At 55.7% G+C, this 24,283-nt stretch carries 21 protein-coding genes; 5 read left to right on the forward strand and 16 right to left on the reverse strand.

Features of this window, described 5'->3' with window-relative positions; genetic code table 11:
• Nucleotides 1-79 precede the first annotated feature (79 nt).
• Nucleotides 80-553: a DUF4124 domain-containing protein gene (locus BKP64_RS11700; RefSeq protein WP_070973659.1), complete on the forward strand. Its 474-nt coding sequence runs from the start codon at nucleotides 80-82 to the stop codon at nucleotides 551-553.
• A gap of 55 nt (nucleotides 554-608) precedes the next feature.
• On the opposite strand, the gene clpB is transcribed toward BKP64_RS11700, so the two are convergent.
• The 3 genes from clpB to rluD form a co-directional block, all read right to left on the reverse strand.
• Nucleotides 609-3,185 (reverse strand): ATP-dependent chaperone ClpB, encoded by a 2,577-nt coding sequence (gene clpB / locus BKP64_RS11705; protein WP_070970162.1) that lies wholly within the window; start codon nucleotides 3,183-3,185, stop codon nucleotides 609-611.
• Nucleotides 3,186-3,376: 191 nt separating this feature from the next.
• Complete coding sequence (pgeF, locus tag BKP64_RS11710) at nucleotides 3,377-4,132, reverse strand: peptidoglycan editing factor PgeF (RefSeq protein ID WP_070970165.1); 756 nt, start codon at nucleotides 4,130-4,132, stop codon at nucleotides 3,377-3,379.
• Nucleotides 4,122-5,099: a 23S rRNA pseudouridine(1911/1915/1917) synthase RluD gene (gene rluD / locus BKP64_RS11715; RefSeq protein WP_070970167.1), complete on the reverse strand. Its 978-nt coding sequence runs from the start codon at nucleotides 5,097-5,099 to the stop codon at nucleotides 4,122-4,124. Before rluD ends, pgeF begins: the two co-directional genes overlap by 11 nt.
• 136 nt (nucleotides 5,100-5,235) lie before the next feature.
• Between rluD and BKP64_RS11720 the strand changes: the two genes are divergently transcribed.
• A complete protein-coding gene (locus BKP64_RS11720) occupies nucleotides 5,236-6,069 on the forward strand; it encodes an outer membrane protein assembly factor BamD (RefSeq protein WP_070973660.1) in 834 nt (277 codons plus the stop codon).
• Between the two features lie 20 nt (nucleotides 6,070-6,089).
• Here the strand turns inward: BKP64_RS11720 and BKP64_RS11725 are convergent, their stop codons facing one another.
• Nucleotides 6,090-7,754, reverse strand: coding sequence for an NAD+ synthase (locus BKP64_RS11725; RefSeq protein ID WP_070970170.1), 1,665 nt, complete (start codon nucleotides 7,752-7,754; stop codon nucleotides 6,090-6,092).
• Between the two features lie 93 nt (nucleotides 7,755-7,847).
• On the opposite strand from BKP64_RS11725, the gene BKP64_RS11730 reads away from it, so the two are divergent.
• From BKP64_RS11730 to BKP64_RS11740, 3 genes are all read left to right on the forward strand, one after another.
• Nucleotides 7,848-9,497, forward strand: coding sequence for a sensor histidine kinase (locus BKP64_RS11730; protein WP_070970173.1), 1,650 nt, complete (start codon nucleotides 7,848-7,850; stop codon nucleotides 9,495-9,497).
• 57 nt (nucleotides 9,498-9,554) lie between these two features.
• Nucleotides 9,555-10,943: a sigma-54-dependent transcriptional regulator gene (locus BKP64_RS11735; protein ID WP_070970176.1), complete on the forward strand. Its 1,389-nt coding sequence runs from the start codon at nucleotides 9,555-9,557 to the stop codon at nucleotides 10,941-10,943.
• 125 nt (nucleotides 10,944-11,068) lie between these two features.
• Nucleotides 11,069-11,635 carry a GspH/FimT family pseudopilin gene (locus BKP64_RS11740; RefSeq protein ID WP_070970178.1) on the forward strand — a complete coding sequence of 189 codons (567 nt, stop codon included), beginning with the start codon at nucleotides 11,069-11,071 and terminating at the stop codon, nucleotides 11,633-11,635.
• Nucleotides 11,636-11,695: 60 nt separating this feature from the next.
• Here the strand turns inward: BKP64_RS11740 and BKP64_RS11745 are convergent, their stop codons facing one another.
• The 12 genes from BKP64_RS11745 to ribF form a co-directional block, all read right to left on the reverse strand.
• Nucleotides 11,696-12,148, reverse strand: a complete 453-nt coding sequence (locus tag BKP64_RS11745; protein WP_083329212.1) for a type IV pilin protein — start codon at nucleotides 12,146-12,148, stop codon at nucleotides 11,696-11,698.
• A gap of 3 nt (nucleotides 12,149-12,151) precedes the next feature.
• Nucleotides 12,152-14,989, reverse strand: coding sequence for a pilus assembly protein (locus BKP64_RS11750; protein ID WP_070970183.1), 2,838 nt, complete (start codon nucleotides 14,987-14,989; stop codon nucleotides 12,152-12,154).
• Nucleotides 14,986-15,354: a hypothetical protein gene (locus BKP64_RS11755; protein ID WP_070970186.1), complete on the reverse strand. Its 369-nt coding sequence runs from the start codon at nucleotides 15,352-15,354 to the stop codon at nucleotides 14,986-14,988. Before BKP64_RS11755 ends, BKP64_RS11750 begins: the two co-directional genes overlap by 4 nt.
• Before the next feature lie 33 nt (nucleotides 15,355-15,387).
• A complete protein-coding gene (locus BKP64_RS11760) occupies nucleotides 15,388-15,861 on the reverse strand; it encodes a PilX N-terminal domain-containing pilus assembly protein (RefSeq protein WP_070970189.1) in 474 nt (157 codons plus the stop codon).
• Nucleotides 15,862-15,894: 33 nt separating this feature from the next.
• Entirely contained in the window at nucleotides 15,895-16,989 is a 1,095-nt protein-coding gene (locus BKP64_RS11765; RefSeq protein WP_070970191.1) for a PilW family protein, read from the reverse strand.
• Nucleotides 16,990-16,997: 8 nt separating this feature from the next.
• The gene (gene pilV, locus BKP64_RS11770) at nucleotides 16,998-17,504 is read right to left on the reverse strand and encodes a type IV pilus modification protein PilV (RefSeq protein WP_227515377.1); all 507 of its coding nucleotides are present in this window, start codon (nucleotides 17,502-17,504) and stop codon (nucleotides 16,998-17,000) included.
• 58 nt (nucleotides 17,505-17,562) lie between these two features.
• Complete coding sequence (locus BKP64_RS11775; RefSeq protein ID WP_070970194.1) at nucleotides 17,563-18,165, reverse strand: GspH/FimT family pseudopilin; 603 nt, start codon at nucleotides 18,163-18,165, stop codon at nucleotides 17,563-17,565.
• Between the two features lie 233 nt (nucleotides 18,166-18,398).
• Entirely contained in the window at nucleotides 18,399-19,352 is a 954-nt protein-coding gene (gene ispH / locus BKP64_RS11780; RefSeq protein WP_070970196.1) for a 4-hydroxy-3-methylbut-2-enyl diphosphate reductase, read from the reverse strand.
• A 32-nt stretch (nucleotides 19,353-19,384) separates the two neighbouring features.
• Nucleotides 19,385-19,837 (reverse strand): FKBP-type peptidyl-prolyl cis-trans isomerase, encoded by a 453-nt coding sequence (fkpB, locus tag BKP64_RS11785; protein WP_070970200.1) that lies wholly within the window; start codon nucleotides 19,835-19,837, stop codon nucleotides 19,385-19,387.
• Nucleotides 19,838-19,842: 5 nt separating this feature from the next.
• Complete coding sequence (gene lspA / locus BKP64_RS11790) at nucleotides 19,843-20,367, reverse strand: signal peptidase II (protein WP_070970203.1); 525 nt, start codon at nucleotides 20,365-20,367, stop codon at nucleotides 19,843-19,845.
• The gene (ileS, locus tag BKP64_RS11795) at nucleotides 20,367-23,186 is read right to left on the reverse strand and encodes an isoleucine--tRNA ligase (protein ID WP_070970206.1); all 2,820 of its coding nucleotides are present in this window, start codon (nucleotides 23,184-23,186) and stop codon (nucleotides 20,367-20,369) included. Before ileS ends, lspA begins: the two co-directional genes overlap by 1 nt.
• A 73-nt stretch (nucleotides 23,187-23,259) precedes the next feature.
• Complete coding sequence (gene ribF, locus BKP64_RS11800) at nucleotides 23,260-24,231, reverse strand: bifunctional riboflavin kinase/FAD synthetase (RefSeq protein ID WP_070970209.1); 972 nt, start codon at nucleotides 24,229-24,231, stop codon at nucleotides 23,260-23,262.
• Between the last annotated feature and the right edge of the window lie 52 nt (nucleotides 24,232-24,283).

Here is a 24,283-nt window from a genome sequence, read left to right on the forward strand (position 1 = left end):
TCAAGTTCGAAGAAAGACGGGCCCGGTTGCCCAGGTTTTTACCTGCCCCGGGAGCAGTGAACATACGATGAGTGGACCCATGAACAAAAAAATCCTGACGCTGACCTTGTTAATGGCCGTTGTACCAGGTATTGCGATGAGCGCCTCTGTCTACAAGTGGACGGACGATAATGGTGTGACTCACTTCGGGGACCGGCAGCCTACCGGAAAAAACTCTGAAAAAGTGAACGTACGCTCAGGCACCGCTTCCCAGGCCGCTTCGAACCGCGAAAGTGCACAGGAGCGCGTGAACAACCTTCAGGAACAACAGGAGGACGAGGCCGTAAGGCAGCGCGAAACCGCAAAGCAAGAGGCCCGCCGCAAGCAACGCGAGGCCAACTGCGCCACCGCTCGTTCCAATCTGGAAGTCATAGACAGCAACGCTCGCATCCGGGTGGAAGAAAACGGCGAGCAACGCTACCTGTCACCGGAAGAAATTGCCGAGCAGCGCCGGAAGTTTGAAGAGATCGCCACTGAAAACTGCGGCCCCGAGAACGGTCAGGCCCAGCAATGAATCGGGACGGAATGAATACGGGGCCAGATCTCTAATGATCTGACCCCGTACAGAGTTATGCTTTCGCGAATACCAGTTTGTGATCCTTCACGGTTCCATGAATGACATCCCCGGAAACAAAGTCACCCTGCAAGAGCTTTTGAGCCAGAGGGTTCTCGATCATCCGCTGGATGGCGCGCTTGAGAGGCCGAGCACCGTATACGGGGTCGTACCCGACTTCGGCCAGAAACTCCATGGCAGCCTCATCTAGCTCCAGCCTCATATCCTGCTCCTTCAGGCGCTTGCTCAGGGACTCTATCTGAATCCGTGCAATACCCTGAATCTGGCTTTCTGCCAGCGGATGGAAGACAACCACTTCATCCACCCGGTTAATGAACTCGGGGCGGAAATGCGTACCCACAACTTCCATCACTGCATCCTTCATGGCCTCGTAGTTCTCCTCACCCGCCTTCTGCTGAATGATGTCCGAGCCCAGGTTTGATGTCATGACAATGACAGTGTTCCGGAAATCGACGGTGCGGCCCTGACCATCCGTTAGGCGGCCATCCTCCAGCACCTGCAACAGAATGTTGAACACATCCGGGTGAGCCTTCTCCACCTCATCCAACAACAACACAGAATACGGGCGACGACGAACCGCCTCGGTCAGATAGCCCCCCTCTTCATAGCCCACATACCCAGGAGGCGCACCAATTAACCTGGCGACGGAGTGCTTCTCCATGAATTCCGACATGTCGATACGGACCATGGCCTCCTCGGTATCAAACAGGAACGATGCCAGCGCCTTGCACAGCTCGGTCTTACCCACGCCAGTCGGTCCGAGAAACAGAAACGAGCCATTGGGACGGTTCGGATCTGACAGTCCCGCACGAGAGCGACGTACCGCATTGGATACGGCCTCTACCGCTTCGTGCTGGCCGATAACCCGGCCATGCAGGGCTTCTTCCATACGCATCAGTTTGTCACGCTCACCCTCCAGCATTTTGGACACCGGAATACCCGTCCATTTGGAAACGATCTCCGCGATTTCCTCATCGGTGACCCGGTTGCGAAGGAGCGTCATTTCCATCATTTCAGCCTGGCTCGCCATATCCAGCTGGCGCTCAAGCTCGGGAATCTGGCCATACTGAAGCTCGGACATCTTCCCGAGATCACCGGCTCGTCGGGCATTTTCAAGTTCAATACGCGCCTGCTCAAGCTGACTCTTGATCTTTTGCGAGCCGTGCAATGCGGCCTTTTCCGTGTTCCAGACTTCCTCCAGATCGGCGTATTCGCGCTCAACTCCGGCAATCACCTCAGACAGTTCTTCCAGTCGCTTCTTCGAAGCCGCATCGGTTTCCTTTTTTAGCGCCTCCCGTTCGATCTTGAGCTGAATCAGTCGCCGTTCGAGTCTGTCCAGAGGCTCGGGTTTCGAATCCATTTCCATCCGGATCTGACTGGCGGCCTCATCCACCAGATCAATAGCCTTGTCCGGCAACTGGCGATCGGCGATATAGCGATGGGACAGCTTGGCCGCTGCGATAATGGCGCCGTCCGTCACCTCAACACCGTGATGCACCTCGTATCGCTCTTTGAGGCCTCGAAGGATGGCAATAGTGTCTTCCTCACTGGGCTCGCTTACCAGAACCTTCTGGAACCGGCGTTCAAGCGCGGCGTCCTTCTCAATATTTTCACGGTACTCATCCAGCGTGGTGGCACCGACACAATGCAGCTCACCGCGGGCCAGCGCAGGCTTGAGCATATTACCAGCATCCATGGAGCCCTCTGCCTTGCCGGCACCCACCATGGTATGAATCTCGTCGATAAACAGGATAATCTGACCTTCCTGTTTGGACAGCTCATTGAGAACTGCCTTCAGGCGCTCCTCGAACTCTCCCCGGAATTTGGCGCCTGCGATCAAGGACCCCATGTCCAGTGAAAGGACTTTTTTATCTTTCAGCCCGTCGGGCACCTCACCGTTGACGATGCGCTGAGCCAGCCCCTCTACGATGGCGGTTTTACCAACACCTGGTTCGCCGATCAGAACCGGGTTGTTTTTGCGTCGACGCTGCAGGACCTGGATGGTGCGGCGGATTTCATCGTCACGGCCGATTACCGGGTCCAGCTTGCCGGCTTCCGCCCGCTCGGTAAGGTCAATAGTGTACTTGGAAAGGGCCTGGCGATTCTCTTCCGCACCTGCGTCATTCACGGCTTCACCACCTCGCACCTCATCAATGGCCTTTTCCAGAGCTGCCTTATCCAAGCCTTGCTCCCGAAGCACCCGACCGAGTGTTCCGCGGTCCTCAAGAGCTGCCAGCAACATGAGTTCGCTGGAAATAAACTGGTCATTGCGCTTTTGAGCCAGTTTGTCGGCAATATTGAACAAGCGCCCCATGTCGTTGGACATGGACACGTCACCGGCTGAACCCGGCACTTCCGGCAGATTCTCGACCTCCCGGGCAACAGCCTGACGTACACGCCCGGGTTCTGCCCCAGCCTGTTTCAACAGAGGTTTGATGGCGCTGCCCTCCTGATCCAGGAGCGCCTGCATCAAGTGCAACGGCTCAATAAAGTTGTGGTCTTTGCCAACCGCAATTGACTGTGCGTCGGCAAGGGCGGTCTGCAGCCGGCTGGTCAGCTTGTCAATTCTCATAGTTCATCTTCCCCGATTCGATTACCGAATGCGCTTCGCAAGCCTTCGTGGCTCAGTCAACATCCGAATTGCTTTGATCTTAAATGTAGGGGCAAGTAGAGGGAGTTCAAGCGCTTGGGCAAACTAACTGTCAGAAAATTGACAGGCATCACCTGTTGTTGCTTGATAAGCACGAGACAGACCCGGTGCAATTATTCGATCCAGACAACCGTTACCATGCGGCCAGTCTGGCCATCGCGCCGATAGGAGTAAAACCGGTCACCATCGGTGACCGTGCAGAATCCGCCACCAAAAACGGACGAAACCCCGGCCATTTCCAGCCTTTGCCGGGCCAACCGGTAAATATCGGCCATATAATGGCCAGGACGGGCGCCTTGAACCGAAAACGCCTCATCAGCCTGCCTATTGGCAGACAGGAATGCTTCACGAACTTCCGGCCCCACTTCGAAGTGATTTGGGCCGATGGCCGGCCCCATCCAGGCAATGAGGTTATCAACGGGCACGCCCATTTTCGCAACCAGATTTTCCAGAACCCCGGCGCAAAGGCCACGCCAGCCCGCATGCGCCGCACCGACAATGGAGCCAGCGCGGTCACACAAGACAACAGGCAAGCAGTCGGCAGTCAGAATTGCACAGGCGACGCGCCGCTCCCGAGTAAAGCTGGCATCGGCTTCAGGTACACCGGCCAGATTCTCTCGGGTCACTTCAAGCACACCAATACCGTGCACCTGCCGGAGCCAGACAAAATCTTCCGCTGGCAGGTTTATCCCCTGAGCCAACAACTGACGATTGCGAACGACTGCCTCTGGTGCGTCACCCACGTGATCACCCAGATTAAGAGAGTGCCACGAAGACATGCTCACACCCCCGCTTCGGGTCGAACTGACCGCCCGCACGTTGGCGGGTGCGGGCCACTCCGGTACGATCAGGGACAAATCAGAATTCATCACGTTCCAGATCTTTCACGTGTTTCCGGAGAGCCACCAGCAGCTGCTCCATGTCGTCCGGCAACGGCACTTCCCAAGTCATGATCTCGCCAGTCTCCGGATGCTCCAGGGTCAGCTTTTGGGCATGAAGTGCCTGGCGGTTGAACGCCGCCAGTACGTCGCGCAACTCATCTGTGGTGCCTTTGGGTAGACGCAGGCGCCCGCCATAGAGAGGATCCCCTATCAGCGGGTGCTTCACATACGCCATATGCACACGGATCTGATGGGTCCGACCGCTCTCGAGTTTGCAGCGAACGTGCGTATGGGCCGCGAAACGTTCCACCAGCCGGTAATGGGTGACCGCCGGCTTGCCACTGGGAACAACCGCCATTTTTTTGCGCTCACGGGGGTGCCGGCCGATTGGCGCATCGATCGTTGCACCGCCGGTCAGTGTGCCCACAACCACTGCTTCGTATTCCCGCCCCATGGTTCGGGTCTGAAGCTGCCCAACCAACGAGGTGTGCGCAATAAGGCTCCGGGCCACAACCATTACCCCGGAGGTATCCTTGTCCAACCGGTGAACAATTCCTGCCCGCGGAAGGTTCTCGACCTCCGGAGCGTAGTTCAGCAGCGCATTCACCAGTGTACCGTCGGCGTGGCCTGCCGCCGGATGAACGACGAGCCCGGCCGGCTTGTTGATCACCAGCAGGTGCTCGTCTTCATAGACAACATCGAGGGTGATTTCCTCCGCCTGCCAACTGACCTGGACCTCGGGCTCGGCATCAATCTCCAGACGGTCATCCAGCATCACTTTATCCCGGGGCTTGCGGGTCTGGCCATTGACCGTCAGCGCGCCACTCTTGATCCAGGACTGCAGTCGCGAACGGGAGTGTTCGGGCATCAACTCTGCCGCCGCCTGGTCCAGTCGCCGGTCACTCAGTTCCGGCGGTACAACAAAGCTGGCGGTAATTCGATTTTCAGATGACATTAAGCCCCCGGGGCCTGTGTGTGTTACGTTTCGGAGAGAATTTATCAAACAGGGAAGCCACACTCTGCACATGCAGCGTCTTCCCCGCTACAATAGCTCCTCTTTCGAATTTATCGACATTATACGGGATTCCGGCATGAGATCAGTTGTCCGTTTACTGCTACTGGCCACATTCGTGGTGTTGGTCAGTGCCTGCGCCTCCAATCAACAGGAAGAAGTACTGCCGGAAAAAACGTATTACGAAAATGCCAGGCAGGCGATGAACTCCGGCAATTTCAATGAAGCCGAGCAGAACCTGGACTCCCTGGAAAGCTATTACCCATTCGGCCGCTACGCGGAACAGGCACAACTCGACCTGATTTATGCCCGTTACCAGAACCTGGATCTGGAGGGTGCCCGTGCCGCTGCCGACCGGTTCCTTCGGCTGAATCCCCAGAGCGAGCATGCGGATTATGCATTGTATATGCGAGGGTTGGCGTCCTATAACCTTGATATTGGCCTGGCCAGCCGCTATTTCCCGATTGATGTGGCAGCCAGAAACCCCGGCGAACAAACCCAGTCGTTCAGGGACTTTTCCGAACTGCTGAGCCGGTACCCGGACAGTCCATACGCTTCGGATGCCCGACAGCGCATGATTGCCGTTCGTAACCGGATGGCTGAACTTGAGGTTTTTGCCGCTCGCTATTACATCAAGCGAGAAGCCTACGTGGCTGCCAACAACCGGGCCCGCTATGTTGTGGAAAACTTCCCTACGTCTCCGGTTGTCGAGGAGGCGCTGATCATTCTTGCAGAGACTTTCCGGTTCATGGATCTGAAAAAAGGATCTCAGGACGCTATCGCCATGCTGCGGGAAAACTTCCCGAAAAGCTCTGCGTTCAACGACTCAGGCGAGTTTGAGCCGGACGTACTCAAGGGAGAGAGTCGGTCACTCTCCAGTGTTGTAACGTTCGGCCTCATGGGCGACGAATAAACCCGGCAATCACGCCAGTTTCACTTGCCGCTTTTCCATCCATTGGTGATGGGATAGCGGCGATCCTTGCCAAAGCCCCGCTCCGTAATCCGCACACCAATCGGCGCCTGACGACGCTTGTACTCGTTGATATCAACAAGCCGGATCACTCGCTCCACGTCAACACGGTCAAAGCCTTCGGCAACGATGGCATCGGCACTGAAATCGCGCTCCACATAAAAGTTCAGAATCTGGTCCAGAATGTCATATCCCGGAAGGCTGTCCTCATCCTTCTGGTCCGGAGCCAGCTCCGCTGACGGCGGACGGGTGATAACGCGCTCCGGTATGACCTGCGACAGGGTATTCCGGTAGTTGGCGAGACGGAAGACCAGGGTCTTGGGGACATCCTTGAGCACATCAAATCCGCCAGCCATATCGCCATAAAGCGTGGAATACCCCACAGCCATCTCGCTCTTGTTACCGGTCGTCAGCACCAGGGAGCCGAACTTGTTGGAGAGGGACATCAGCAATACGCCCCGAAGACGGGCCTGAAGGTTCTCTTCAGTAGTATCCGGTTGCGTACCTTCAAAAGGCCCCGACAGAGTTGCCATAAAGGCGTCGTACATAGGCTCAATGGAAAAAACGTCGTATTGAACACCCAGAGCCAGCGCTTCGGCCTCCGCGTCTTCAAGGCTCATGCCAGACGTATAGCGGAACGGCATCATTACCGCACGCACCCTGTCCTTGCCCAGTGCGTCAACGGCCACTGCCAGGGTAACAGCCGAGTCAATGCCGCCAGACAAGCCAAGAACCACGGACCTGAACCCGTTCTTGTTCACGTAATCCCGGACACCGGTCACCAGGGCCTTGTATACATTGGCCTCCAGAGACGGCTCTTCCGGTAGCGATTGCGATACCGGCTGGCAATGGTGCTCGCAAATAAACTCAACCGGGAACAATCCCTCATCAAACTGGGGCGCCTCGGCCATGAGAACACCGGAGTGGTCAAACACCATGGAGCCACCGTCAAAGACCAACTCATCCTGTCCGCCAACGAGATTGACGTAGACGATGCTGACCCGGTTTTCCCTCGATTTCCGTTCAAGCAGAGACTTTCGGCGAGCTTGCTTGTCGACATCGTAGGGCGAGGCGTTCAGGTTCACAATCAGTCTGGCACCTGCGGCGGCCGCATCCTCAACAGGTCCGTCCTTCCAGAGATCCTCGCAGACGGTAACCCCCACCGGCACGCCTCGAATTTCCATCGTCAGTACATCCTGGCCCTCGGCAAAGTAGCGTTTTTCGTCAAATACCTGATAGTTCGGCGGGAAGCGCTTGAAGTAGCGGCCAGTAATGGTACCGCCCTCAATGACGACTGCTGAGTTATACAACAGCGCACCGTGGCGCAGGGGTGCGCCAATGACAATGGCCGGCTCCAACTGCTCTGCCTGAATCCGCTCAAGCGCCTCGTTAACTCTCAGCTCCAGACTGGGGCGCAGCAACAGGTCCTCTGGCGGATAGCCGGTAATACACAGCTCCGGGAATACAACAATATCGGCCTGATGCTCCTCTGACGCCCGACGGGTGGCATCAATCACCAGATCGGTATTGCCGGGAATATCGCCCACGAGAAAGTCCAGCTGGGCCATCACTACCCGCAATTTTTTAGATGAAACCTGGTGGGAGGACACATTCCCGGAAACGGACATAAATTGGCTCCTGTAACTCATTGCCACGAAAAGGCTATTATAACCCCGCAAGCGTGAGGATTTCTTCCGACCAACAGCGGATTCCCGAGAACCATGGCCGTAGACCAACCCCAAACGGACGCAACAAGCCCTTTACCTGTCTCTCCGTCGCGGCGGCAACAGGTCAGGCTGTTCCGCATTTATAACCATTATCGCCTGGTTGTCAGCCTGATGCTGCTCGGGTTGCTGTTCGTTGACCCAGTCAATTTTGACACCCGTTTCCGCCTATTGAATTACTATCAGGCAGGAGTTGCCGGCTATTTCGGACTCAATGCATTCATTGCGCTGATCATGCTGGCAGGTTTTAAGCCAAGCCAACGGCATATCACCCTTTCGATTCTGCTCGATGTTCTCGTCATACACGCGCTTCTATTCGTGAGCACCGGCATTACCAACGGGCTCGCGAACCTGGTCATCATCTCTGTCGCAGCCGGCAACATCCTGACACCCAGTCGAATGGGGACTTTCTATGCAGCGCTAGCCGCTATCTGTTCCCTGGGCATCTCCGGATGGGCCGCCTTGGCCCTTGGTGAGTCCGCAGACGACATTGTTCGCGCCGGCTTCCTCGGCATTCTCTATTTCGCTGCGGCTTTTGGCCTGCAGTACATTTCCCGGCGGATGATGCGCAGCGAAGCCCTTGCCAGTAGTCGCGCCCGGAGCATCGCCGAGCTTGAGCAAATCAATCAGCAGATTATTCAGCGCATGCGCACCGGCATTCTCGTGCTGGATCGATACGCTCACATCCGACTCGCCAATGCCGCCGCCGAAGAATTGCTGTTTGGCAATGCACCTGACCGGACACGAAACCGCGAAGGCAGTTTCACCCTGCCCAAGCCCCTTAAGTTTGGCTTTGAGTCCTGGCAAAAAGACCCGACACGACGAATCGAGCCGTTCCAGCCGTCTCCGACCTCCCCTGTCCTTCAGGCCAACTTTACCCAGCTGGACCGGGAGCGCGGAGACCATATCCTCGTATTCATCGAAGACATGAGCAAGGTCACCCAACAAGCCCAGCAAATGAAACTTGCCTCCCTGGGGCGACTGACGGCAGGCATCGCCCATGAAATCCGCAACCCTCTCGGCGCCATCAGCCACGCCGCGCAGCTAATGGAGGAGTCACCAAACCTTGATCAGGGCGACCACCAGATGCTGGATATTATTCGCCGCCATTCACGGCGGGTGAACGGTATCATCGAGAATGTGCTGGATCTTTCACGGCGCCGGGCCGCCAGCGCAGATTTAGTGGAAATGACTCCATGGCTGGAAGAATTCAGAGCAGACTTCCTACAGACTCAGGAGGAAGGCTCCACCCCGCCACACATTGACCTACAGGTTGACCCGGCGGTGCCGCCCGCCCGGTTCGATAAAAGTCAGATCGAACAGGTAATGGTCAATCTCTGCGACAATGCCTTACGCTACAGCGAGCAACAAACCGGAGAGCGAAAAGTCGAACTTCATGCCGGCGCGACCGCTGACGGTGAGCGCGCTTACCTTGATGTCCGGGATTTTGGCCCCGGAATCTCGTCGGAATACCGCAGCTCGGTGTTTGAGCCTTTTTTCACAACGGATAAACGGGGAACGGGCCTCGGACTTTATCTGGCCAGGGAACTGTGCGAGGCTAACCAGGCCCATCTGTCCCTGGTGGACAATGATCAACCCGGCTGCTGTTTCCGCATTACCTTTGCCCATCCGGGGCGAATGATTTAAACCGGCGCCGAGAGGATATCGAGTGCCAGAACAAAGACATGGAACCGAAACAAAACGATGACCACTCATACAGCCCTGATTGTTGATGATGAACCGGATATCCGGGACTTGCTGGAAATCACCCTCACCCGCATGGGAATCAAGGCCCTGACGGCCGCGGACCTGGGAAGTGCTCGCAAGCTTTTGGGTGAGCATACCTTTCACCTCTGCCTGACGGACATGAACTTGCCGGATGGCAATGGCATCGAACTGGTGCAATGGATTCAGCAGCACTCACCTACGACGCCGGTGGCCGTCATTACCGCCTATGGCAACATGGAAACTGCCATTGAATCCCTGAAGGCGGGCGCTTTTGATTTTGTCTCCAAGCCAGTCGAGCTACCGCGACTGCGAGACCTCGTGAGCAGCGCGCTCAAGCTTTCACTCGCCAAGCCGGAACAGGAGACTCCCGAGGACGAGCCGGGACTGCTACTGGGCAATTCTCTCCAGATAAAGAAACTGCGAAAACAGACCCGGAAACTGGCTCGCAGTCAGGCACCCGTTTTTATCAGCGGCGAATCAGGCAGCGGCAAGGAACTGGTCGCCCGGATGATTCACCTTCAGGGACCGAGACGTGACGGTCCTTTCATTGCCGTTAACTGCGGGGCAATTCCCTCTGAGCTGATGGAGAGTGAGTTCTTTGGTCACAAGAAGGGCAGTTTTACCGGGGCGGTAGAAAGCAAGGACGGCCTTTTCCGTTCGGCCAACGGCGGCACGCTGTTTCTCGATGAAGTGGCAGACCTCCCGCTTGCCATGCAGGTAAAGCTACTCCGTGCCATTCAGGAAAAAGCGGTTCGCCCGGTGGGAGACACCAAAGAAGTTCCCGTGGACATCCGGTTACTCAGTGCGACCCACAAGAACCTGCCGGAACTGGTCCAGGAGGGTAGTTTCCGCCAAGACCTGTTTTACCGCATCAACGTCATTGAGCTGGCGGTTCCGCCGCTCCGGGAAAGGCCGGATGACATTGCTTTGCTGGCCAATCACATCCTCGGCAGGATCGCCCGGGAATATGAGTGCGATCCGGCAACGCTGACCCCGGATGCCATTGATCGCTTGCAAGGCTATGATTTCCCGGGAAATGTCCGGGAGCTCGAAAACATTCTGGAGCGGGCCTTTACCCTCTGTGATTCGGACCAGATTGGCCCCCAGGATCTGCACCTGGGAAACGGAGCGCAGTCGCCCACGACGGCGTCCGGAATTATTACGCAGGGGCAAGGGGCTGACGGAAACAGCATTCCAGTGCCGGAAGGGGAAATAGACCTCGAAGGCTACCTGGAAAGCATTGAGCGTCAGGCTATTGAAAAAGCTCTGGAAGCAACGCGATGGAACAAAACGGCCGCGGCCAAAAGACTGGGGATCAGTTTTCGGGCGTTACGGTATCGATTGAAGAAATTGGGGATGGAGTGACGTTAGCAGGTGTTTTGGGAGACTGGTTCACGGAATAAGAGTGCCATCCCCTTAAAATGGTCATACCGGATATCACAGGATGTGAAGCCGGCACCTCCCGTAAAGATATAACATGGATGTTAACAATGAGTACCGCCAAATCAACTGCAGGTTTTACGCTGCCAGAGCTTGTCATTACGATCGCCGTGCTGGCCATCGCCACCGGTTTTGCCGTCCAGTCTTTCGGACCTTGGGTTGAACGATCAAAGCACAGAACCCTTATTGAACACTATCACTCAATCTTCGCATTCGCCCGCTGGTCGGCGGCGAGTCAGCGTCAGTTGATCACCGTTTGTCCCCTCTCATTGCAGAATGAATGCATCGACGACTGGCAAAACACCGTTTCGGTATTTGTTGATTCAGACAATAACAAACAACCTGACGACAACACCGTTATCCGGGAATTCACGCCAGACTTCGGGGGCTTCCGGATCCGCTCTCGCACAGCTGGCCGAGGCTACTTTCAATTTAATCCCAGGGGTATGACTCATGGCGCGATGGGAAGCCTGATACTTTGCCCTTCGAATCCGGCAAGTGGCAACATGAGCTACATGGCAGTCAACATTGCTGGTCGTTTCCGGGCCGAGCACGACAAGGACGCGGATGGCATGATTAAGCTTTCATGGGGCGCGAAGATTTTCTGCCCTGGTTGATTGCCGGGAATAAACGAAAAAGCCGACCCTGAAGGCCGGCTTTTCCATTCTTACTGCAAGTCAGTTTTCCCAGGTATTATCACCAGCGCCAAAGCCATCATTGTCGCGATCCCAGCGTCGCGCACCGGTGGAGTCAAGTTCCAGGTTTCCATCTCCCGCTTGCACGCCTTTCGGAGTTGCCCGCAAGGTGTAGGAGTTTGCATCCGCAGCCTCGATGGTCAGATCGTAATACTTCTGCCCACCTTCGAGCGGCGCCTCATCCGGGTATATAGCCGGAGCACCGGTATCCGCACCACCGGCGGCTGCACTCTCATAAGTGTTGTTAGAAGCATAATATCGCTCCATAGCACCCGAGAGCCCTGTTAACGCTCCTTGAGCATCAGAACGGCGAGTACGATCCGTGTACTCTACGTAACTGGGATAAGCGATTGCAGCGATGATTCCGATAATCGCCACCACAATCATCAGTTCGATAAGCGTAAAACCTGCCTGGGAACTCCTTGCCTTAACCAAGACTTACTCCTCGTACCAATAGGTTTCAACGACACCCTTAAGGGAGTCTACCGTCACACATTCCGCACCAACACACACCACATCGGTATCATCGACACGCATGCGCTGCGGGTCAGCCGGCAGACCAATCGTATTGAGTTCCACTTCCCGGTCGGGGCGGGTCAGCTCGTCGGCTGCGCCCACTCCGTCGTAATTGACGACAGCACGTCCATCAAGCACCGACAGGTGATACAGGCGCGATGTACCGGCCGACGGAATACAGATGTTTGTACTTGGAGTTGGCTCGTAAGTGGTGACAAACACCTCATTATTGATGGTCTGGCTTGTCGAGAGCACTTTTTCGCCACTGTTCGTCAGGCGGATATACCAGCCATCCTTCAAACCAATAGCCGCAGCAGCGTCGTTCTGCTCTTGCGATGTTCCCTGTTGAACCAGGTTGTCAGTGGCATCATAGAGATCCGCCTCGGTAATGGGCGTGTACAGCACGTTGCCTTGGTCGTCGACCGGCGGCGCGCTGATCTCAGGAATTCGCATCATGTAAATGCGGTCATCAATATTTTCGTCCAGAGGGTGAGCCTGAAAGCCCGACCCGATGACCAGACCAAGGAACCGCGTTCCGCCAAACTTTAAACCGAACAGGTCCGGCGCATGGTAGAAACGCCGATTGTTTGCGGTACTGTTATCCTCCGCCAGATCGGCGATTACACCACCGGTAACCAGGTCATCGGCAGCGTTGGAATTGGTAACATCAAACCGGAAAATCTGTCCGCCCATATCACCCACGTATATCTGGTTAATCTTACCATCACCGGTCAGGTCCAGAGCCTTAGGGGCAGAGGGGATACTGTATTTCAGATCAGCAAGCTCAAGGTTCGCGCCACTGCCTGTGGGGCCAGCCCACCAGAGACGGTCACCGGTTTCAGCATCCACGATGTACAAAGCCCGGCCGATATCGTCAACGGTGCGCGTTGTTGCATCGTCCTGGTCAGCATCGTATCCGCCGCCGAAGATCAACACGTCGTGGATCTGGTTGCCAATTTCCACCTTGGTCTTGGAAGGTCTCGACCAGGTTTGGCCCAGCTCAGCAAAATCGGTATTGGCTTGCCCACCCTGAATCGACCAGAGAAAGTCTGGCTGATCAGGGTTGGTTACATCCAGTGCGTAGTAGTTGGAACCACCACGGCGCATACCCGAGTAGATATAAGCGAAATCGCCGTCGCCAGCACTGATACTGCCGTCATTGTTGTCATCATGAACCCAGCTGAGGATAGACGAGTCCATGCCATACACTTTATTCGCGGTCTCGCTGTTTTCTTTTAAACCTGCCTGATTTTTCAGAAGGTCTTTGGGCATGAATGAGAAGTGCGTTTCCCCGGTCTCACCATCGATACCGTGGATAAAGCCCTGATTATCCCCAAAGAACACTGCGGTATCCGGTGAAGACTCACTGCCACCATAGACGATCAGGTGCGGTACAGAGTGGAGCGGGTCCGCGATAAACTTCCGTGAGTCGGTTGTTGATGCATCACCGTCCGAATCATCAAGATCCTGACCCCGGGTCCAGTTAACCAGGGCGGAGAAATCTGCGTCGGACATGTTTGTGTCCCCGAAGAGAGCCTTGGTCAGATTATTATTACCTGTTGCGAGCGCATTGGCGCTATTCGTCAGCCCCCTGTTTGTGGCGAGATTCGAATAAACCTTGCGATCGGAGTTGGGGTCTGCATGCTGGGACGAGGCTCCGCCGTCGGTAACAACCTTGCCATCCTGGATATTGCCCCACCAGCTCTGCGCACTATCCTTGAAAAATCCGCTGTTCGGATCGACGGCTGGCTGCCCGTCCTCGCCGACAATGACGGCCTCACTTTGCCCGGTAGTGGAATTCTCCTGGATAGCGAGTTTATAGCGCTTAAGATTGCCCGGCCAACGGGCTCCTTTCGCCGGCTGGAACAGAGCAAAGTAGAGCGCATCAAGGTGGTTCAGGCGGTCAAAGGTGTTTACCGCAATGCCTGGAGCCACATAGGTTGCAGACGTCGCAAGGATGTCGTTAAAGGCAGTCTCAAACGCGGTTGCCAATGAAGCGGCGTCGTTAGCCTGAAAGTACTGTCCGCCGCCATTGGAAGCAGCGTCAGAAAGCAGCGTCTGATTGCTCTGGAAGCCCACAGTGTATGTGCGGATGGACTGCGGACCGTCCTGTTCCGTGCTCATGTCGTTATCAAACATGTACTCCGCAATTTCGTCGAGGCAGTTGCCGGAACACGAGCCGACGGTGCTCTCCATGGTGCTTTGATAGTTGGTATCCTGAGTGGGCTGGCCGTCCGTTAACAGAATGATGTTGTTTGGCTGGCACTGGTACTCGATCGGGCTGTCGTATTTGTTTCCATCCATAACATCGGCAACGCTGGAATGACGGATGAACGTATCACCTCCCTGAAAATACCTCATTGCCTCAAAAGTTGTCTCAGAAAGCGGCGTATTTCCGCCCGGCGAGAGCCCATTGATTGCGGTTTTCAATGGTGACCTGACGTCAGCAATCGGTTTGATTGCCGAGAGGAAATAACCACCATCGTTGCCACCAAAATACATGGCCCCGACATTGACGTCTTCCATATCATCCAGAAGATTGCCCATTACCGCCTGAACAACCTCCAGACGATTGGACGTTCCTTCCGCGATATTGCTCATGCTTCCGGACTTATCGAGAATAAACAGAATGTTGGGCTTGACGATCTTGTCAGCGTCTGTAAAGAAAATCTCGGTATCGTCAGCAACCGCTGTAGAGGTGCCAACCGTCAGGGACATGGAAAGCAGGCCCCACGCGAATCGTTTCATGAAGACCTTCATTGCAGCTCTCCTTCTTGCTGGACAGGATAAATGACCATCAACGCCATCCCACTATCCGAATCCACGAGTACGGTACCAGCCTGGCCAGAAACGCGCCGGTATCCATCTGCACCTACTTCACGCTTGCCAACCTGAACCTTGAATCCACGAGCTGGAAGCAGGCGTGGTTCAGGGCAGAGCTCGCAGCCTTCGGTAACCACACTGAATACGCGTGACGATGAATCTACCATCAACTCGACGGAAGCGGCCTCATAGGCCTCAATCGGGCTATCAATTAACCGCGCATCCTCAAGACTCGCCGCACTGACCGGAGTGATCGCCAAAACGAACATCACCAGTGGCAAACAAAGCATTTTCTTGATCATTTTTTCCTCCAGAGCTGGTCCCAAAACCAACTATCAGTAATATTCGATTCCCTTGAAGACCGTTGAAGTCGCACCTGTCCCCGCCATGGTTGCAGTGCCACTTAACTCATATCGATAACCATCCAGTGCCGTGGAGCTCTCGTTAGCATCCAGCGAGCTGCCGCTACCGGCTATGATTTCGCCGAGGTAACGGGCCTGGTAGGTACCGGCAACGCCGTTCCCGGCATCAACCGTGAAGTTAACCGAACTGCTCATATTGTCCGCGGACTGCATCGATTCTCTTAGCAAGCTCAAATCATTCCCGATTAACCGTTCCGTCAAGGCACTGGCGGAACTCTCGGCAGCCTGAAATGTCCGATTGGAGTTCTGGGCATTCACGGCCATACGCTCCTGCATCACTGACGTATTCATCCCCGCGACACCGATGAGCGTCAAGACCAACAAAACCACAAGACTTACGATCAGAACCGCGCCACGCTCCTGGCGACCTGCCTTCAATTCAGTCATAGCTTCTATCCTCTGGCATTCTATGCATCTAGCTTAATCCCTGTTTCTCAGCGTTACCGTACTGATGAAAGTCCGCCTCAATCGGGTGTCTTCCGGATGCGTCACCGGGCCGGCACCACTTGCTTCAGTAATCACCTCGCCTGGCAGCGCATAGCTCGATGTATCGTCCGTGTCCCGAACCTGGTCGGCGTCACTGATCAGCAAGCCAATTCTCAGCGCAACCACACGAGACATATCAGTCACATTGTCAGCGGTTTCGTAACGGATATTGTTGGTGGGCAGTATCTCGCCATACTGGATTTGCATGCTCTCGACCCCCTCCACCAGTTCGTCAACCTGGAAGCTGGGCCCGCCGGCAGCGAGCATGTTATTTGCTCCCCTATAAAGGGCCATTATGTCGTTACCCTGAATGTCATCGCGCCCGGTATCGGCGACAAAATAAACGTTGGATGAGAACCTCATAATCCGGGCGCTTTCGTTGTACGCCTGCCCCAGGTTGTTGCTGGAGTTCACGTTTTGGGCGTGCGCCCAGGTTCCGCTAGTTGGGTCGCTCGATATTCGAAAAAGATCCGCGTTCTCGCAATCGGAAATCAGAACAATGTCATTCTGGGTGAACGAATTAATCGCAGTCCCTGCCACCTGAATGTTGGCGTTTACCACGTTCATGTTTCCGGTCACCTCGACGTCAATGGTCTGGCCGCGCTGTATCGAAATCACATCGCTTCCAACGAGGGCATTGGCCTCAATCGGGGTCCCGTCAAACTCGGTGCCATTGGCCCAGTTACCGTCGGCGACTTCCCAGCCTCTAAGGGTGGTGGAGAAGAAATCTGCCGTAGGGGCGTTATCCGCGATAATCCTCATGGTCACGTCTGCAGGGTCCGCACACCCCTGAAAACCAATCATCCGCATGTCTCGTGCGACAATATCTGTCGCGATCCGACCGGATTCCTGAATCCGCGCAAGAGACGTACTGAGGCGAGCGGTCTGGCTTGAATCCACATAGACCGTGAAAATGCCAAGAATCAGCGTTGCACTCAGGGCAAGCGCGACCATCAATTCAACCAGCGATAAACCGGCCTGCCCTTTTGGGCTATGGGTAATGAACCCCTGAACTTTTTTGGCTCCCATCAAGCACCTCATAATGAGAAATTCAGGAAAAAGGAATTATCACCGGCGATTTGTTCGTTAGCATCGCCTTCTCTGACAACTTCATCCCACTGGACAGAGATCGTAAACATCTCGGTGCCGGCATCGAACTGAATCGAGCCTTGCCCGCCAGGCAAGAGCGTCATGTCGCTTCCGACTCCCTGAATCTGGCGCGCCCACTGAGCCAAATCCACCGTTACCTGTTGCGCCGGCGAACATCCGCCGTTCTGCGTCGCACAAACCGGGAGGTTTGTGGATGCGCCAACGGTCGTGAAGCCGTCATAGGCTCCACCGCCTACAGCCTGGGCCCGATTGGCCCGTATGCGGTCAGCCATGTCATAGGCCAGAATGCTCGCCTGGGTCCGCAAATACGCACCCTGATTGTTTCGCATTCCGTCGACCAGCAAACCGGCGAGGCCCAGAAGCCCTATCGCCAGGATGAACACGGTCACCAGAATTTCAATCAGCGTAAAGCCCTGACTTTTCAAGCCTTTCATTTCGCTTCTGTTGGCTCCGCGCTTGGGAATAAACGACGTTTTCATCATTGCGCCACTCTCACGGACAGGTGATATTTGCGTTGTTGTGATCGTTCAGTACGCCGTTACCCGAGGTATCTCGCGCCAGACGTGTCTGACCGGACACGCTGACAACAATTGCCCGCGCTGTCCCCACACCACGGGAATCACATACTGTAATCGTGCCTGCAGCCGATAGACCAATTCCCGGAGGAATCGGGAAGCCATTGCCTGAAAACTGCACAAATGAGCCTCCACCACTGGTAAGGCCCGCGATTCTCATGGTGTTGCCACCTTCCAGGGCCTGGCTGATCCGGAGGAGCTGGTCGTCTCCGGCATCGAGCACGCGATCACCGTCAAGGTCGCGCATCACAATCCAGCCGGTCTCCCACGTGTTTGCACCACTGCATGAAGCGCTGTCAGCACTGGCGCAGACAGTAATCACGCCATCCTGCATTTTGGATGCTTCACTGCGGGCATAGCTCATAAGGCTGGACGCTTCATTTATTTGAGACGTCAGCCGATTATTAAGTACGGTCTCGCGAAAAGACGGAACTGCAAACGATGCAACGATTGCCAGAATGACGATCGTTATAATCAGTTCAAGCAACGTAAAGCCAGAGCTTCGCTGGAATCCGGACATAATTCTTCCCTATTTCTGATTGCTTACAGATTATTTAGAGTCAGGGCACGAAACCACCCACATGCGATAAACGGGAGTCTTCTCATGATAAACGGTCAGTACTGAAAAAGTGATGTGTAACAGTTCACAAAAAAAGAGGCGGGGGAGCCGGCAAGAAAGGGATACTCGGGGACGCTTCCCGGATGAAGCAAAGCCCCATCCGGCAAAGCCAAACTGTCATAGGAGAGGAAGGGTCAGGAAACCTCCACCGCATCAATCCTGAGCTCTTTTGGCATGGAAAACACAATATTCTCCTCCCGCCCGGCAATCTCCTCCGGAACGCTGCCACCCAGCTCGCGCAAGCGGGCAATGACGTCGTTCACCAGGACCTCGGGAGCCGAGGCGCCAGCCGTGACTCCCACTGACGTTTTGCCATCCAGCCACTGAGGCTCGATCTGGGCGGCCTCATCGATCAGGTAGGCCGGCGTTCCCATCCGCTCTGCAAGCTCCCGTAAACGGTTGGAGTTGGAGCTGTTGGGTGAGCCCACTACCAACATCAAATCGCAATCCCCGGCCAGCTGTTTAACCGCATCCTGCCGGTTTTGGGTGGCATAACAAATGTCGTCTTTTCGCGGGCCCTGAATGTCGGGAAACTTCGCACGCAGGGAGTCAATGACCCTCGCCGTATCGTCCATGGAGAGTGTGGTTTGAGTAACGTATGAGAGACGGGAAGGGTCTTTCACTTCCAGCTTCGAAACGTCTTGCTCATTTTCGACCAGGTAAATGTCACCGCCATTGCCATGATCGTATTGTCCCATGGTCCCCTCCACTTCAGGGTGACCGTGGTGGCCGATCAGAATGCACTCACGACCGTCACGGCTGTAGCGCATGACTTCCAGGTGCACCTTCGTGACCAGCGGGCAGGTGGCGTCGAACACCTTGAGACCACGGCGGGCGGCTTCGCTCTGGACTGCCTGGGATACGCCGTGGGCGCTGAAAATCACCAGTTTGTCGTCAGGCACTTCATGCAACTCATCGACAAAGACTGCGCCGCGGTTACGCAGGTTATCCACCACAAACTTGTTGTGGACTACCTCGTGCCGCACGTAGATCGGCGCCCCGAATACATCCAGGGCGCGATTGACGATTTCGATGGCTCGGTCCACGCCGGCACAAAAGCCGCGAGGATTAGCGAGTCGGATTTGCATGGTAATTTCCCGCTGGTAATGAATGGGCCGTGTCAGTGCGTCGGTTTGGCCGGTTCGACGTCAATAATCTGTACATCAAAGGTCAGTGTACGCCCCGCCAGCGGGTGATTGAAGTCCACTTCCACTTCATCCCCTTCCACGCGACTGACCACCCCCGGGAGCTCACTTTGGCGGGCATCTGCAAAGGAAATCATCACGCCGGGCTCCAGTACCATGTCGGCACTGAACTCATGACGCTTGAAGGTCTGGAGATTGTTCGGATTGTGCTGGCCGAATGCCTTTTCAGGCGGCACCTGATAGCTCTCACGGTCTCCGGCTTTCATACCCATCAGGTAGGCTTCAAAATTCTCTGGCAGATTGTCATCACCAATTTCCAGCGTGGCCGGCTCTTTTTCAAAGGTGGAATCAATCACCTCGCCATCCGGAAACTTCAGGGCAAAGTGCAATTTGACACGGGTACCCTTGTCTACAGGAAGTTCTTTCATGAGCGTCACTCACTCCTTTCAGCATTCCCGCCAGAGTCGGCGGGTTTGCGGAACATATCGAGAATCATCATGGCGGCGCCAATAGTAATGGCGGTATCCGCCAGGTTGAAGGCGGGAAAGTGCCAGTCCTGCCAGTAAAAGTGCAGGAAATCGACAACGTAACCATGGACAACCCGATCATAAACATTGCCCAGAGCACCACCCAGGATCAGTACGATGGCAATAGCGTTCCAGGTTTCATCGCGCTGAAGCTTTCTCAGCCAGCCAATCAAAACCCCACTAACAGCCAACGCCAGCACCACAAAGAACCAGCGCTGCCAGCCGTCGGCCTGAGCAAGGAAACTGAACGCTGCACCCGTATTATGAAGCAGCGTCAGATTGAACATGGGAATGACCGGCACCGGGTCGCCATAGCTCAGCATAGCCGTGGCCAGAGCCTTGGTACCGAGATCCAGAACCACCACCAGAACCGCCAGCCAAAGCCACTTCAGTTTGGTTCCGCCTGCCGGCTCAGTCATTGCAGCCCCCATCAGGCAAATGAACGGGCTTCGCCGGGCCCTTCCACGTTGCTCACACAGCGACCACATAAATCTGCGTATTTGGCATTGCGTCCCACGTCCTCACGGTGGTGCCAGCAGCGCTCACACTTGGCATGAGTCGCAGGTCTCACGGCTACGCGCAATCCCTCATGAGCGGTTAACTCGGCATCGCCCGCTTCGGATACAGGTTTAACCGTTGCTTCGGAGGTAATCAGTACAAAGCGCAGCTCCTCTCCGAGGTGTTTTAGATCCGCCGCCAGGTCGCCTTCACAGAACAAGGTGACTTCCGCACTCAATGAGCCCTTGATCTCCCCCCGAGCACGCGCTTCTTCCAGGCACTTATTCACGGCTTCCTTCACACTGTACATTTCGCGCCAGTAATCCCGGCCCAGTTCAACTGTTGCAGGCAACTCGAACAAGCCCTCATACCAGGTCTCATAGAACACAGTGTCACTGCGCTTGCCGGGCAACTGCTGCCAGATCTCGTCAGCCGTAAAGCTCAGGATCGGAGCAATCCAGCGAACCAGGGCTTCGGCGACGTGATACAAAGCCGTCTGACAGGAGCGACGGGCCAGGCTGTCCGCCTGGGTGGTGTACTGGCGGTCCTTGATGATATCCAGGTAGAAGCCACCGAGAATGGCCTCACAGAAGTTGTACACTTTCTGGTAGATCTTCAGGAACGCGTAGTTCTGGTAATCCTCATCCAGCTCTTTTTGCAGCCGAAGTGTACGATCCACCATCCAGCGATCCAGGGCAATCATGTCGTCTGGCGCCACCATGTGCTGGTCTGGCTCGAACCCGGTCAGGTTGCTGAGCAGAAAACGTGAAGTGTTCCGGATACGGCGGTAACCGTCAGCGGTCTGGCGGAGGATATCCTTGGAAACGGTCATTTCACCGCTGTAATCGGTCGCCGCGACCCACAGTCGAAGAATGTCGGCACCCAGCTCGTTCATAACCTCCTGAGGCGCGATAACATTCCCCAGAGACTTGGACATCTTGTGCCCCTTGCCATCCACGGTGAAACCGTGGGTCAGAACCTGCTTGTAGGGCGCGACGCCATTCATGGCGATGGACGTCTTCAGGGAAGACTGGAACCAGCCACGATGCTGGTCCGAACCCTCAAGGTACATGTCCGCCGGGAACTGCCCGAGCTCAGGGCGAACCCGCAAAACCGAGTCGTGCGTAACACCGGAATCAAACCAGACATCCAGGGTATCCGTTACCTTTTCATACTGTTCAGCATCATCACCCAGTAAGGTCTTGGCGTCGAGGTCATACCAGACGTCGATGCCGCCCACCTCGATCTCCTGAGCAACCTTCGCAATCAGGCTCTGGGTATCCGGATGCAGTTCCTGGGTTTCCTTATGGATAAAAAGGGTGATGGGAACACCCCAGGTGCGCTGACGGGAAATGCACCAGTCCGGGGACTGGTTGAACATGGCCTCAATCCGATTCTGGCCCCAGGATGGCACCCAGCGCACACCCTTGATGGCTTCAAGGGCATCGGCGCGGAGGTTTTCCTTGTCCATGCTGATGAACCACTGGGGGGTAGCCCGATAGATCAGCGGAGTTTTGGTCCGCCAGCAATGAGGGTAACTGTGCCGGAATTTTTCTGAACGAACGAGTTTTCCCTCACGCTCAAGCGCGGCGCAGACAGGCTCATCGGCTTTGTATACATGCACGCCAGCCAGCTCGCCTGCCGCACTGGTGTAGGTTCCATCAGCCTGAACCAGGTTAATGGTGCCAATGTTGTAGGCTTTGCCCACTTCATAGTCTTCCATACCGTGGTCCGGCGCAGTGTGAACAGCACCGGTACCGGCATCGGTGGAGACATGATCGCCCAGGATGACCGGCACCTGCTTGTCGTAAAACGGATGCTTCAGCGCCAGATGCTCGAGGTCAGCGCCCTCACAGGTAGCCAGAACTTCGTACTGTTCCACTTCCCAGCGCGCCATAATGCCCTCAACCATGTCTGCGGCCAGGATAAGGCGTTCAGGGCCTTGTCCTACATCGGCTTGCACCAGGGCATACCGGAAATCGGCATTCAGGGATACCGCCTGATTGGCCGGGATGGTCCAGGGCGTGGTAGTCCAGATAACCACGGACACGTCGCCCTCACCCTTGTCGGCACCGAACAGGGTCAAGGCTTTTGCCTGATCCACTGCAGTGAAGCGCACATCGATCTGGGTGGATGTTTTGTCCTGGTACTCAACCTCGGCTTCCGCCAGTGCGGACTGACCGACCACACTCCAGTAGACGGGCCTGTAACCACGAACCAGATGCCCCTTGGCCACAATCTTGCCAAGGGCGCGGACGATGCCTGCCTCAACTTTCGGATCCATAGTCAGGTAAGGCTTGTCCCACTCGCCCATGACGCCCAGACGAATGAAATCCTCCTTCTGACCGGCGATCTGCTTGGTCGCATAGTCACGACAGGCCTGGCGGAACGTCTTGTAGTCCACCTTCACACCCGCCTTGCCAATGTCTTGCTCTACCTTGTGCTCAATCGGCAGGCCGTGGCAATCCCAGCCCGGAACGTACGGGGCGTCGTAGCCCATGAAGCTCCGGGACTTGACGATCATGTCTTTCAGAATCTTGTTGACCGCATGACCGATATGAATGCTGCCGTTGGCATAGGGAGGGCCATCATGAAGAATGAACTTGTCCCGCCCCTCACGCTGCTTGCGCAGGTTGCCGTAGACGTCGAGGTCCTGCCAGCGCTTGAGCATCTCGGGCTCACGCTTGGCCAGGTTGCCGCGCATGGGAAAGGCGGTTTCCGGCAGATTCAGGGTATGCTTATAGTCGCTCATGGTCTGTGTGCGTACTCTTTTGGTCAGTATGGGTCAGTAAACAAAACTATGTGTAGGCCGCCATCATCGGTTTTCAATGAGCGACCCGGGAAGATCCGTTCTTGGCAATCCACGCCCTTGCATCGTCAAAATCACAGGCAATCTGTTTTTTCAGCGCATCCACCGAGTCAAACTTGATTTCCTCTCTCAATCCGTGGCGAAAGACGACTTCAATATGACGGCCGTAAAGTGTGCCAGTAAACTCAAACAGGTGCACTTCGAGGGCCGGCTGTTTGCCGTCCACGGTCGGGCGCAGACCAATGTTGGCAACACCGTCGTAGACCGAGCCGTCGTCAAGCCGGGTACTCACAACATACACACCCTGCAAGGGTGCCATCCGCTGCAGCAGTATATTGGCTGTCGGAGCACCGATCTGACGCCCCAGCTGCCGGCCGTACACAACCTTCCCGCGAATCTGATAGGGATGACCGAGAAGCACTTCCGCTTGCTCAAGCCGGTTTACATTGAGCCGCTCCCGAATCCGTGTGCTGCTCACGCGCTCGCCGCCCAAGGTCACTGTGCGGGTATTCTCAACGGAAAACCCCTGCTTTTCGCCCACCTCACGCAGGAGCATGAAATCCCCCGTGCGGTCGCAACCAAAACGGAAGTCATCTCCGACAACCAGGTGCCGAACACCCAGGCCCTCAACAAGAACCGTGTCAATGAAATCCTGGCTCGTCAGTCGACGAAACCGACCGTTGAAATGCAGGCATAGCACATGATCAATACCAGCTGCAGTCAGAGCTTCGAACTTCTGCCGGAAAGACATCAACCGCGGGGGCGCCTCGGCACCCTGAAAAAACTCCCTGGGCTGCGGTTCAAACACCATAACAACAGAGGGCAGGCCAAGACTCTCAGCCTTCTCTTTCACCTGCTCCAGAATGGTCCGGTGCCCGATATGCACACCGTCAAAATTGCCAATGGTAGCGACACAGCCATCCGACAGCGGCGAATCCTCCCGCCGGGACAGAGTCTTGAGGTTGGTCAGGCCACGGATAAGACGCATGCAATGCGAACCTTCAATTGCCAACTGGCTTTCAGCGCCCTTCCCAAGACTG

The sequence above is a fragment of the Marinobacter salinus genome, assembly GCF_001854125.1.
In the GTDB taxonomy this organism is placed as follows: domain Bacteria; phylum Pseudomonadota; class Gammaproteobacteria; order Pseudomonadales; family Oleiphilaceae; genus Marinobacter; species Marinobacter salinus.